The sequence below is a fragment of the Bradyrhizobium genosp. SA-3 genome, assembly GCF_004212635.1.
Classification (GTDB): domain Bacteria; phylum Pseudomonadota; class Alphaproteobacteria; order Rhizobiales; family Xanthobacteraceae; genus Bradyrhizobium.
The window spans coordinates 51,502-63,751 of sequence record NZ_PSRT01000037.1 but is presented as its reverse complement, the minus strand read 5'-3'; the positions used below and the strand labels follow the sequence as shown (position 1 = coordinate 63,751).

Genomic DNA, 12,250 nt, shown 5'->3' with positions numbered 1-12,250 from the left:
ATGGCTGCCCTGCTCGCATCCGCCTCTGTCCCGGCGCCGGACTATCCGCTCGTCACCTTGTCGAGCGAGGGCGTGGTCCTGATCTACGGGCGCGATGAGGCCGCGATCGAAGCCGGCCGCCTGCTTGCCGACCACCTCGACGTCACGGTGATGCTGAAGCAGCTCGACGAGATGATGCCCTCCGCCGCAACGGTCTTCCCGATCGTGAAGGGCACGATCCGCTCCGCAAAGGGACATTTCGGCGCTTTCGAACTTGCGATCGACGATTATGCGCGTCCCCGCCCCTCCTCGCGCGATCGCTTCGTACTGGATGCGCCGCGAAGCGGGGTCACCTCGCGCTGCGATATCGTGCTCGATCTTTCCGGCGGGATGCCTCTTTTTCCTGCCCACGAGCTGCGCGACGGCTATCTTCGCGCTGATCCGAACGATCCCGCCGCGGTGCTCCGCGCCGTGCTGACCGCCCGAGATCTCGTCGGCAGCTTCGACAAGCCGAAATATGTCGACGTTACGCCCGCTCTTTGCGCCCATTCGCGCTCGAAGCGCACGGGCTGCCATCGCTGCCTCGATCTCTGCCCAACCGGGGCGATCACGCCCGTCGGCGATCATGTCGCAATTGATCCGAACATCTGCGCGGGCTGCGGCCAATGCGCCGCCGCCTGCCCGACCGGCGCGGCATCTTATGCGCTGCCGCCCGCCGATACGCAGCTTCAAAGAATTCGTGCCATGCTGCTCACCTACCGCGAGAACAATGGCGCCAATGCGGTGTTGCTCTTTCATGACAGCCCGCACGGTATGCCCCTGATCGATGCCCTGGCGCGTCATGGCGACGGTTTGCCGGCGAACGTGCTTCCCTTTGCCGTCAACGAGATCACGCAGCTCGGGCTGGAAGCGGTCGTCGGCGCTTTCGCCTATGGCGTATCGGCGGTGCGCTTCCTGCTGCGCGCAAAGCCACGCCACGACGTGACCGGACTGTCGCAGACGATCGCCATGGCCGAAGCGATCCTCAGCGGCCTCGGCTTTGAGGGCCGCCGCGTCGCTATTGTCGAAACGGATGATCCCGACGCGCTCGGCGAGCATTTGGCGGCCATCGGCACGCTCGCGGCCGTCGCTGCGCCTGCGACCTTCAAGACCGTCGGCAAGCGGCGCGACCTTTTGCGGTTCGGGCTCAGCGAGCTGCATCGCCTGGCGCCGAAACCGGTCGACGTGATCGCCCTGCCGCAGGGTGCGCCGGTGGGCGCAATCAGCGTCGATACCAGCGGCTGTACGCTATGCCTCTCTTGCGTCTCGGCCTGCCCGACCGGCGCGCTTCGCGACGATCCCGAGCGGCCAGTGCTGAAGTTCGTCGAAGACGCCTGCGTCCAATGCGGCCTGTGCCAGAGCACCTGTCCGGAAAAAGTCATCAGCCTCAAGCCGCAGATCGATTTCCGCGCGGCCCGTGCCTCCGCCGTGATTATCAAGGAAGAGGAGCCCGCACTCTGCGTCCGCTGCGGCACGGCCTTCGGCGTCAAGAGCACGATCGACCGCATCGCCGCCAAGCTCGAAGGCCGGCATTGGATGTATCCGGCGGGTGATAAGCGGATCGCGGCACTCAGGATGTGCGCTGACTGCCGCGTCATCGTCATGAGCGAACAGCAATTCGATCCCTTCAAGGGCGTGCCGGAACGAACGCCACCGCGAACGACGGATGACTATCTCCGCCAGCGCGATGGCAAGGACTAGACGAAGCGGATATCTTCGCAGGATCGGAAGGGGCAATTATCGCGACGTTGCGCGGCCCAAGAAGTCGGTCAACGCACGGCGGTCCTCGGCCGAGCCGATGCGCTGCTCCGGCATCTTGGTGCCGGGGGTGTAGGCATTCGGCCCGATCTCGAACAGCTTTGCGACCGTCTCCGGCGTCCAGACGATGTCCATCGTCTTCAGCGCTTCGGAGAAACGATAGCCCGGTAGCGAAGCGATCTTGCGGCCGTATAATCCCGCAAGCGTCGGGCCCGCACGCTGAACCTCCTTGTCCGACAGCGTGTGACAGGCAACACATGCCCGAAATACATCGGCGCCAGGATCGCCGGCATAGGCGGCGAGCGGATCGGCCGGCGTTCCCGAGAGGTTCGAACCAATGGGATCGCCGGTGCGCGCATTCCAGCGCCTGATCTTGCCGTCCGCGCCACCCGTCATCAGTGTCTCTCGATCCGGAAGGAAGGCGACCGACCATACCGGCAAGCCGGACACGACCAGCGTTCGTAGCAGGCTGCGCGACTTACGATCGATGATCGCCACCGTGCCACCGATGCCGGCCGCAGCCATCAACGTGCCGTCTCCCGATATCGTCAAGGCCACCACTGGTGTGGGACCGGCCGCGACCTCGCCGCTGACCTTGCCGTCGGTGGTCAACATCCGCAGCATGCCATCGACCGCGCCCGTGACGATTTCACCATCCGGCGCCACAGCCACCGCGTTGAGCGGCGCCGGCAACGTTACGACTTCAGGCTGGCCATCCGGCAAACGCCAGATGCGTAACGTGAGATCATAGCCGACGCTGAGAAGCGACCTGCCGTCCGGCGTGAAAGCGACGCCATTGACGTTCTGCGAATGACCTTCGAGCACGCGCGACGCGCCGTCCGACAGCGACCAGAGCCGCACCGTCCGATCCCATGAACCGGATGCGAGAAGCGCACCATCGGGAGAAACCGCAAGCGCGACGATTGGACCTCCATGTCCCTCAAACACCCGATCCGGCTGCTGCCGGCCAGCCGTCCATACCGCAATCCGTGCATCGGCGCCGGCGGTGACCAGGCGATCTCCGGTCAAAAAGGCGACAGCATTGACGGCGCCAGCATGATACCGCAGCACTTGCTCTGCCGTATCCGTCTTCAAAGACCAGCGAATGGCGGCTGTGTCGAAGCTTCCGGACAAGAGGCCGTTCCCATCGGGGGAAATAGCGAGGGCCCGTACCGGGCCGCCATGTCCCACCATGTCGGCGTGCACGGATGATACCGCGAAAATGGCCCACAGGGCCGCGGCGCCACGCGCGCAGAAAGGTAACCTCATTGCCCCTCACCGGCTCTGGTCACATTCACGCCCTCAAGATTGCCAGAAGAGTCACCGGAGATGAATATCCGAACCGATCTACTTGGCTGGGGCCCTCATGCTCTTGGACGACCCTTCCGGCGCCGCCTGCATTCCGGGCGGACTCTGACCTTGGGGACTTTCGGCGGGCGCACCACCCGAACCCGTATTGATTGGACCCGTCCAGCCTTGCGGCTGTGCTTGGCCCTTCTCCTCGGGACGGGTTTGCGCCCCAGATGAGTTGGTTTGTGCGGGTTGGGCGGAGGCACTCTCGAAGAGGCAAAGTGCTGCGAAGCACAAAATCGCTGTCGGCAATTTCACGTCGGATCCTCCGATGCGCGTACTTAAACGGGGTGACGCTGCATTCCGTTCCGGAGTGTGCGTCGCAACAGGCTAACCTTGCGCATCCTGCTTGAATGCCGGTGGTCCGGACATTATCTCCGCCTAGTCACGTCAAGGATGACGGCATGCAGGGGAGAACGCGGCCATTTCTGCAGATACTAGCGCGATTGCGCGCTTTGCGCGCGCTCGATGGATCGCAAGATCCCGATTCCCGAGACGCCTCGCCGCTCTTGATCCTCGTTGCGGTCGTGCTTGCGCTTCTTCTTGCAATATTGGAAATCGACCTGAATCGCGCCGCACTCCAGTCTCTTGGCTTGATGGGTGATGCGTTTTCCGTCGATCCCGTGTTCAAGAGCCCGTAGGCCGCCTGTGCCTTGATGCAATCAACGAGTTTGCTCGCGACAAGCCGTGTCGTATAAATAGCTTGACGTTTCGATCGAGGGAGGCTGCGGATGAAGGCTTTTCTTCTTGGCTGCGTCGCGGCCGTGGTGATCGCGATTGCAGGGATGGAGATCTTGAATCGAGTTCAGGAGCCCGTCGCGCAAGCGTTTGCTACGACCGGGGTACGCCTCTGAGACACCCAAATCCCGGGGCGTCCGGGATCGCGGGCGGCCGCGATGCGACTCTGACGCAAAGGGCCGCGCGAGCTTCTTCCGCCGCTGCCTGCCAATCCCTACGTCTCAGTTCGGCGGTTTGGATGATCTCGGCCCAAGCCTCGAAACTCCGACCTCGCGGCGCCTCTATGAGCCGCAGGTTTGCGTCAAAGATATTGGCGGCTGTGAAGTACTTTACATCCCTGTGTTCGTGGTCGAGGCTAGAATGGCAAAGGCTTCTCACTTTGAAGGAGGCAGCCGATGTTCGCGACAATCAAATGGAACTCCCGAAATAAGGCTCGCGAATGGGTGACGATGGCTGGCATGCTTGTCGTCCAACTCAACGCCCGCAATGCGACACGACGGAAGGCTGAAAACAAACCAAGGCAGCCACTCTGGAAACAATTCGACGACAACCACCGTTGGGACTCAATCGCGGAAGAATGGGTGCCCAAACGTGATCAGTGATCGCACATTCATGCATCCTGCTGACTGAATTCCTACGCTCGCATTGGACAAATTCATCGATGCCCAATGGTGGGGAGTATCGATTTCAGGCGCTTCTGAAAGAAGGCAAGAATCTCGTCCCGAACTGCGAGAGTGAGCTGACCCACCTCATCGACAAGATGAACTGTGACGACGCTGTGGGGCGTCTTGACGAACTGCTCGAAGAACGGTGGCTTGGGCCCGGTATTCGCGGCCGTGTCAGGCAAAACGCGACCAACGAAGCGATCGCCGAGCGCGGCCTGGTAGGCGGCAAACCGTTCGGCGCGGCAAAATGAATCGCCCGCAAACCGGTAGGCAAGGACGGTCAGATCTTCGCGTTCCAGCCTCGAACGGACTTGCGCCAGTTCGTCAGCGGAGCTCTCGATACCTGCGGGATTGTCCAACGGGAGCGACGGCTGGGACAAGACAGGAGCCAGCAGTACCGGCTCCAGCATCATGTTCAGCGCGAAGTTGCCGGTAAAGCACATGCCGATAGCACCGACGCCCGGCCCGCCGCTCTCGCCATGGGCCAGCCTGGCGAGCGCCCGCAACCAGTTGGATACAGGGCTCGATGATCCGCCCCCGAGCGCTCGAAATTCAGCGCTGGCGCACGCGCGCCGAAAAACGCCGGCCGCAGTTTCGGCGTCGGGAACATCGCCATCCTTTCCGAAAAGCGACGGCACGTAGACGCGGAAGCCGGCGTCGCGAACCCAGCGAGCGAAACGCGCGACGTGCGGGCTAATGCCTGGCATCTCGGTCATGACGATGACAGCGGGTCCTTGGCCCGCAACGTAGACCGGTTTTGCCGCGCCCTCCAACGAGAGGATCCGCTGGTTGAAATCGGATAGATCGTCAGGCTTCAGCAGCGCATCACTCATATTGTCCTCCGGAAAAGGTTGCGCAAACGGTATTTCCCGGGCATTCATTTCGACAAGTGTCAAAAGTGACATTAATCGGGTCTATTTTGCCATGCCGCTCATTGACGTTCTGGTCCTGGAAGGAGCCTCCGCGGCCAGTGTCGCCATCACCGTCGAATTGATCGATGTGGCCAACGGCATTCGTGCAAGGGCCGGACGACCGCCCTGCTTTGACATCAGAATTTCCGGCTCCGGGGCAAGATGGGCAACGCGGCTCGCAAGGCTGCCCGCAAAGGCGAGCGCTAATAGACCTGCAGACGTGGTGATCGTGCCCGGGCTGGCCTGGATGGATGAGCAACTCGTTCGCGAAGGATTGCAGCGACGGGACGCCGAAATGGCCAGGAAGGCTCTACGTGCGGCCTTTCAATCCGGAGCTGAAATCGCCGGCTCCTGTTCGGCCGTCTTTCTGGTTGCGAGCGCCGGGCTGCTGGATGCCCGCCGCGCAACCACGACCTGGTGGCTCGCACCCCTGTTTCGGCAGCTGTTTCCAAGGGTGACGCTCGACACGGATGCGATGGTGTTGACCGACGGACGCGTAACAACGGCCGGTGCGGCGATGGCTCAACTGGACCTGATGCTTTCGATCATTGCCCGCCATGCAGGACCTGACCTCGCGGATAGCTGCGCGCGGTTTCTCTTGCTGGACCGCAGGCAATCGCAATCCCGCTATATGGCGCTATCCTTCCTCACCGCCGCGGACGAACGCGTTTCACGCGCGGAGCGCTGGGCGCGGGCGCGACTGCAACGGACCTTTTCAATCTCCGAACTTGCAAAGGCCGCGGGACTGGGTGCGCGCACCTTCGCGCGCCGATGCGAGCGCGCCACCGGGCTTTCGCCGGTGAGATTTGTCCAGAGGTTGCGCGTCGATAAGGCAATGGAGCTTCTGGAAACCACTCGGCTCAGCCTCGATGACATCGCCGAGAAGGTTGGGTATGCCGACCCCTCTACGCTTCGCAAGCTCTTGCACCGGGAGAAGACACCCGGCGCGCGGGCTTCGCGTGCCGCGCGCATGCGGGACAATGGCGCTGCGCCTTCCAGGACGCGTGGAGCCCGACGATCTGACCGACCGGCGGCGCGCAAACGCAATCCAGCGCTGAATGTATGATGACCGCCGCCGTCACGCTCTGCGCTGAGAGCCTGGGTTAGCGCGGCTTGAGGAGTTCGCGCGCGACGATCAGCTTCTGAACCTCGGTTGCCCCTTCGTAGATGCGAAGCGCGCGGACCTCGCGATACAGGCTCTCGACGATCTCGCCCTTGCGCACACCGCGACCGCCGAACATCTGCACCGCGCGGTCGACGACCCGCTGGGCGGTTTCGGTGGCGGCCAGTTTTGCCATCGCCGCTTCACGCGTGGTGGGAAGCTTCTGAACGTCGCGGCGCCACGCGGCGCGATAGGTCAGCAGCGCCGCGGCATCCGTTTCGGTGGCCATGTCGCCGAGTGCAGCCTGGGTCAGCTGCAGGTCCGACAGCGTCGTCCCGAACATGCGCCGTGTCTGCGCGTGCAGTCGCGCCTCCTCCAGCGCGCGTCTCGCAAAACCCAGCGCGGCTGCGGCAACCGAGGACCGGAAGATATCGAGGGTCTGCATCGCAATCTTGAATCCGCTGCCGGACGGCCCGATGCGGCGGCTGATCGGAATGCGGCAGTTGTCCAGACGCAGCGTTGCAAGCGGATGCGGTGCGATGATGTCGATGCGCTCGGCCACGCTGAAGCCGGGATCATCGGGAAACACGACGAAGGCGGAGATGCCGCGCGCGCCAGGCGCCTCCCCGGTTCGCGCGAACAGCGTGTAGACGTCGGCGATCCCGCCATTCGAGATCCAGGTCTTCTCGCCTTCCAGAACGTAGCTGTCGCCGTCCTCGCGCGCCGTGCACGTCATGGCCGCCACATCCGAGCCCGCCGCCTGCTCCGAAAGCGCGAAGGCAGCCAGCCATTCGCCGGAACGGACTTTCGGCAGCACGGCGTTTCGCAGCTCCGCCGAGCCGGCAAGCGCGATGGCGCCGGATCCGAGGCCCTGCATTGCAAAGGCGAAATCGGCAAGACCATCGGCATAGGCCAGCGTCTCGCGCGACAGGCAGATCGAGCGGGAATCGATGCTCGCCACGTCACCGTCCGGCGCCGCAACCGCGCAGTCGAGTAGTCCCGCCGCGCCGAGCGCGCGAACGAGCTTGCGGCAGGCGCCATCGACGTCGTTGTGGTCGGCCGCCTGAAGACCATCCTGCGTGACGAAGCGGTCGAGCGCCTCGCAAATTGCGCGATGACGCGGCTCGAAGAACGGCCAGTCCAACCAATCGCGGGAGATTGTCTTTGCCAGTGAGCTCATCTGTCGCTCCCCAAGGTCCGGTTGCCTGCCGGCGGCCTGCATGTTCTGTGGCGTGCCTGCGACCAAATCCGCACAAGCAGCCGGCGCCGTCGAATTGTTTTAAGCATAAACTATTTCTCTCATTGAAGACGTTGTCAAGGCACCGGCGCACAGACGATGTTCCGGCGCTTGCCCGGCGGTGCCGACGGGAAACACGGACAAAATCCGCCCCGGATAAGGGTATGCCCCTGCTCTTCCGGTCCCGCCTTGAATTTAGTTTTGGCACGAACTATTCTGTTGCGCATCGAATGGAATTGCGTTCGCCTTCAACGCGCCACGAGGCTCAGGAGATCGATTTGGCACTCGCAAAGGAGTCCTCGCCGGCGTCCAGCAGGAATGCGGCCGATGCGGAGGCCGAGTACAGGGCTCAGACGCGGCTTTGGCTCCGGCTGCTGGCCTGCACGACCCTGATCGAGGGGGAGTTGCGGCGCCGATTTCGCGAGGAATACGACTTTACGATGCCGCGCTTCGACGTTCTCGCTCAACTCGATCGGGAACCGAGCGGATTGGTGCTGGGGGAGCTGCCCAAGCGCCTGATGGTTTCGGCCGGCAACCTGACGCCGATCGTCGATCGCCTGGTCGAAGATGGATATATCACCCGGACGCCGTCAAATCTCGACCGGCGCGTGCAGATCGTCTGCATGACGGTCGAGGGCCGAAAGACCTTCAGGCGGATGGCGAAGAGTCACGGCGCCTGGCTCGCCGAATTGCTGGCCGAATTCCCGATCGACCGTCTCGATGGCCTCGTCGGCGCGCTCGACGACGTGAAGAGCGCCGTGAGGGACGCTCTGCAGCATCGCGAGCGGACGTGATGTTCAGCGCCTGACTCGAACACCGGCGGCTTCGCGGTCCCAGGTATCCGTCGTCACACCGGCCTGATGCAGCGCGACCTTCTTGATCTTGCCGTTCTCCGTCAGCGGCATCTCGCTCACGATACGGACATAGCGCGGAATTGCGAAATAGGCGATCTGCCCCTCGCAATGCCTGATGATATCGGCGGGCTCCAGCGACTGCCCCTGCTCCAGCAAGATCGCGGCCGCAACCTCATCCTCGCCCAGTTCGGACGGCAGCGGGTAGATCGCACACGCAGCGATCGCAGGATGGGCAAGGATGATCTGCTCGACCTCCCAGGAGGACACGTTCTCGCCGCGCCGGCGGATCGAATCCTTCATGCGATCAACGAAGCGATAATGTCCATCCGCGTCCCGGACGACGCGATCGCCGGAATGAAACCAGAGATTTCGCCACGCTTCGACCGTCTTCTCCGGCATACCGAAATATCCGGTGGCGAACGCAAACGGCTCCTTGGCGCGCAGGACGAGTTCGCCCGCCTGTCCGTCAGGCAGCTCTGAATCGTCTTCATCGACGATCCGGGCCCCGAAGCCTTCGGCCAGATATCCCATGGTCCCCGGACGGTCGGAGGGGATGGCGCCTGCGAACACGAAATTCGTCTCCGTCGACCCATAGCCGTCAACCAGCGGCACGCCGAACCGCTCGAGAAACGGCCGATGGATCTGCGGCGGCACGCCCCCACCCAAAGCGACGCGAACGCGATGAGCCGTATCGTGCTCGCTTCGAGGCTGGGCCAGGAGCATGGATGCCATGGCACCGAGCAGGTAGCCCACGCTCGCATTGTGGGCTCGCGCGGCGGCCCAGAAGCCTGAAGCGGAGAATTTCTGCTCGAGCACGTAAGTGCATCCGTTCAGCACGGCCTGATAGAATGCATTGAGCGCGTTGGTGTGGAACAACGGCAAGGTCGTGAACAGCACCTCGCCCTCGCGAATGCCGAGTGCCCGCGCCGAGCAGATGCCCCACCAGAACAGCTGCGCTTGCGGGCAGCACACGCCCTTGGCCGGCCCCGTGGTGCCGGAGGTGTAGAGGATGGCAACGGTATCCCCCGGCCGCACGGCACCAGCGGGCGCGATGGATGCGAGCGCGGGCAACGGCACCACTGCGATCCGTGGCGCCTCCGCGACCTGATCGATCGTCCATACGAGCGGCGGCAGAGCGGCCTCGGTGCCAACGGTCTCGATTGCGGCGAGAAACCCGGCCTCGGCGACGAGGAGCGCAGGGCGTGAGTTGCGGAAGATATGCGCGAGCTGCAGCCCCCGCAGCGCCGTGTTGATCGGCACCGTGATGGCCCCAAGCCAGGCGCAGCCGAGATAGACTTGAAGAAACTCCGGCCGGTTCGAGCACATCAACGCGACCCGGTCTCCCGATTTGATGCCGGCCTCGATCAATGTCTGCGCCGATGCAGCCGCTATCGCCGCAGTCTGCGCATAGGTCCAGCGCGTCTGCCCCGCAACCAGCAGGACGCGATCGCCATAGCGCTCCGCCTGCCGGGCGAGGATGGTCGAGAGCACGCGGTCGGAAGGTGGAAACAGCTCGACCGCACGCGCCCAGGCCGGCGCTTCCTGCGGCTGCCCGGCGGCATCATCCCGCATGCAATGCTCCGTCAAATCCGGCTCGACCGGGCCCGCCCGACGTCAAGGCAGGAGCTTGTACTTCCCATCCTCGATCTGAACGAGGACGCGCGAACGCGCATCGACGCCGTGCCGATCCGCCGGCGTGAAATTGTAGATTGCCTGCGTGCCGACGACTTCCTTGGTGGTGAACAAGGCCTGGCGCAGTGCGTTGCGGAATTCCGGCGAGCCCGGCTTGGCACCGGTCGCCAACGCGCGCTTGGCTGCGTCGACGAAGACCACCCAGCCATCGAACGAGTAGGAGGAGAACCCGTCCGTCGGCTGCTCGCCGTTCGCCTTCTCGTAAGCCGCCCGGTAGGCCAAGGCGACCTTCTGAATCGGATTGTTCGACGGAAGTTGTTCGGCCGCGATCACCGGCCCGGTGGGGCAGATGATGCCATTTGCGGTCTTGCCGGCGAGGCGAAGGAAATCGGCGCTGATCATCCCGTTGTTGCCGTAGAGTGGACCCTTATACCCGCGCTCGGACAAGGCAATGGCGGGCAGCGCGCCCGGCGTTCCAGTGCCGCCGAGCATGATGGCGTCGGGGCGGGCCGCAAGCGCGCGCAGCACCTGCGCAGTCACCGACGAGTCGGATCTGGCGTAGCGTTCGTTGGCAATGACCTTGATATCGGCCGCCTTGGCGCTCTGCGATAGCGAGTCATACAAGAGATCGCCGAGCGCATCCGAGAACCCGATGAACGCGACTGTCTTCAAGCCGCGCGCCTTCATGTGATCGACGATGCCCTGGACCAGCAGCGGCATCGGCTGCGGGGTCTGCACGACCCAAGGGCCGCCCTCGCCGGCCGGAACGGATGCGATCGGCGAGACAGCGATCATCGGCACTTTCATCTCGATCGCGGCGGTGGCCATCGCCAGCGTCTGCGGCGCCCCCGACGTCCCCATCAGGATGTCGACCTTCTCCTGCTCGACCAGCTTGCGCGCGTTGCGCGCCGAGGCGGTGGCATCGGAGGCGTCATCGAGCTGAATGAGACGCACCTTCTCGCCGGCGATTTCGCCGACATAAGTCTCCCCCGCGGCGATCCCCTTCGCGTTCGGAATGCCGATCGAGGATACGGGCCCGCTGAGACCGGTGACAAAGCCGACCAGGATGTCGGCTCGCGCTCCCTGAGGAATGGTCAGAAGCAGCAGCGCGGAGCCGAGCAGTGATTTCATCGAGATCATGGCACCTGTCTTTCGTTTCGTGTCTATCAATGTCGGGCAAGCGCCATGCGCGCGTTTCACGTCGAGGAGACCAGCGCGATCACGCGTAGCGGACTGCCCGAACCGTTTTTGATCTTCAGCGGCGAGGCCACGATGATCGCCCCGGTGGCGGGGAGCTGGTCCAGGTTGCACAGGCATTGCAGGCCATAGCGGCCCGCGCCGTGAAGAAAGTGATGCGCGGGATAAGGCGGCTCGAAATGCCCGGCCTGTCCTGCATCGGTGCCGATCGTCTCGGTGCCGAAGCCGATGATGCCGCGCTCCTCCACCAGCCATTTCATCACGGCCGCGTTCGGGCCCGGCGTGTGAGCGCCGTCATCCCCGAGGTTGGAATAGTCGCGCCATCCCTTCTTCGACCAGTCGGTCCGCAGCAGCACCCAGTGCCGGGAAGGAATCCGTCCGTGCTGGGCCTCCCAGGCCTCGACGATCGGCACCGTGAGCACGAAGTCAGGATCCTGCGCCGCCTGCGCGGAGCAGTCGATGACGCAGGCGGGCGCGATCATGTCCTTGGCCGGCATGGTATCGACCGCATTGTTGGCGAGGTCCTTGCCGGTGAACCAGTGAATCGGCGCGTCGAAATGGGTGCCGGTATGCTCACCGAAGGTCACGTTGTTCCAGTACCAGGCCGGACCGCGCGCGTCATAACGTGAAATCTCCTGGATGCGCACCGGCGCCGCCTGGCCGAATTCGGGCGGCAACACGATCACCGGAAAGTCGGGGCTGAGCGTGAAGCTCAGATCAATAACGCGCACCGCGTCCGAAGCGATCGCACCCGCCAGATCCAGAAGAGCCTTGCCTTGCATTGTCGC

Annotated in this window: 12 protein-coding genes; 6 read left to right on the top strand and 6 right to left on the bottom strand. The window is 63.8% G+C overall.

What is annotated here, in order from left to right; translation table 11 throughout:
* On the top strand, positions 1-1,719 hold a 1,719-nt coding region (locus CWO91_RS15200; RefSeq protein WP_130214159.1), incomplete at its 5' end, for a 4Fe-4S binding protein.
* Positions 1,720-1,755: 36 nt separating this feature from the next.
* Here CWO91_RS15200 and CWO91_RS15195 read toward each other — a convergent pair.
* Positions 1,756-3,045, bottom strand: coding sequence for a c-type cytochrome (locus CWO91_RS15195; protein WP_165405474.1), 1,290 nt, complete (start codon positions 3,043-3,045; stop codon positions 1,756-1,758).
* Positions 3,046-3,581: 536 nt separating this feature from the next.
* Between CWO91_RS15195 and CWO91_RS15190 the strand changes: the two genes are divergently transcribed.
* The 3 genes from CWO91_RS15190 (at position 3,582) to CWO91_RS15185 (ending at position 4,466) form a co-directional block, all read left to right on the top strand.
* Positions 3,582-3,767, top strand: a complete 186-nt coding sequence (locus CWO91_RS15190; RefSeq protein WP_245471258.1) for a hypothetical protein — start codon at positions 3,582-3,584, stop codon at positions 3,765-3,767.
* Between the two features lie 90 nt (positions 3,768-3,857).
* A complete protein-coding gene (locus CWO91_RS45000) occupies positions 3,858-3,980 on the top strand; it encodes a hypothetical protein (protein WP_283806521.1) in 123 nt (40 codons plus the stop codon).
* A gap of 279 nt (positions 3,981-4,259) precedes the next feature.
* Complete coding sequence (locus CWO91_RS15185) at positions 4,260-4,466, top strand: hypothetical protein (RefSeq protein ID WP_130214158.1); 207 nt, start codon at positions 4,260-4,262, stop codon at positions 4,464-4,466.
* 53 nt (positions 4,467-4,519) lie between these two features.
* Here CWO91_RS15185 and CWO91_RS15180 read toward each other — a convergent pair whose 3' ends face one another.
* On the bottom strand, positions 4,520-5,362 hold the full coding sequence (locus CWO91_RS15180; protein ID WP_130214157.1) for a dienelactone hydrolase family protein: 843 nt from the start codon (positions 5,360-5,362) through the stop codon (positions 4,520-4,522).
* 91 nt (positions 5,363-5,453) lie between these two features.
* Between CWO91_RS15180 and CWO91_RS15175 the strand changes: the two genes are divergently transcribed.
* Positions 5,454-6,506, top strand: a complete 1,053-nt coding sequence (locus tag CWO91_RS15175) for a GlxA family transcriptional regulator (protein WP_130214156.1) — start codon at positions 5,454-5,456, stop codon at positions 6,504-6,506.
* A 37-nt stretch (positions 6,507-6,543) separates the two neighbouring features.
* Here CWO91_RS15175 and CWO91_RS15170 read toward each other — a convergent pair whose 3' ends face one another.
* Positions 6,544-7,722, bottom strand: coding sequence for an acyl-CoA dehydrogenase family protein (locus CWO91_RS15170; protein ID WP_130214155.1), 1,179 nt, complete (start codon positions 7,720-7,722; stop codon positions 6,544-6,546).
* 335 nt (positions 7,723-8,057) lie between these two features.
* Between CWO91_RS15170 and CWO91_RS15165 the strand changes: the two genes are divergently transcribed.
* Positions 8,058-8,573 (top strand): MarR family winged helix-turn-helix transcriptional regulator, encoded by a 516-nt coding sequence (locus CWO91_RS15165; RefSeq protein ID WP_130214154.1) that lies wholly within the window; start codon positions 8,058-8,060, stop codon positions 8,571-8,573.
* Positions 8,574-8,576: 3 nt separating this feature from the next.
* On the opposite strand, the gene CWO91_RS15160 is transcribed toward CWO91_RS15165, so the two are convergent.
* The 3 genes from CWO91_RS15160 to CWO91_RS15150 are packed head-to-tail and all read right to left on the bottom strand — an operon-like array spanning position 8,577 to position 12,244.
* On the bottom strand, positions 8,577-10,205 hold the full coding sequence (locus CWO91_RS15160; RefSeq protein ID WP_130214153.1) for an ATP-dependent acyl-CoA ligase: 1,629 nt from the start codon (positions 10,203-10,205) through the stop codon (positions 8,577-8,579).
* 42 nt (positions 10,206-10,247) lie between these two features.
* Positions 10,248-11,405 carry an ABC transporter substrate-binding protein gene (locus tag CWO91_RS15155; RefSeq protein WP_130214152.1) on the bottom strand — a complete coding sequence of 386 codons (1,158 nt, stop codon included), beginning with the start codon at positions 11,403-11,405 and terminating at the stop codon, positions 10,248-10,250.
* A gap of 56 nt (positions 11,406-11,461) precedes the next feature.
* Entirely contained in the window at positions 11,462-12,244 is a 783-nt protein-coding gene (locus tag CWO91_RS15150; protein WP_130214151.1) for a cyclase family protein, read from the bottom strand.
* Between the last annotated feature and the right edge of the window lie 6 nt (positions 12,245-12,250).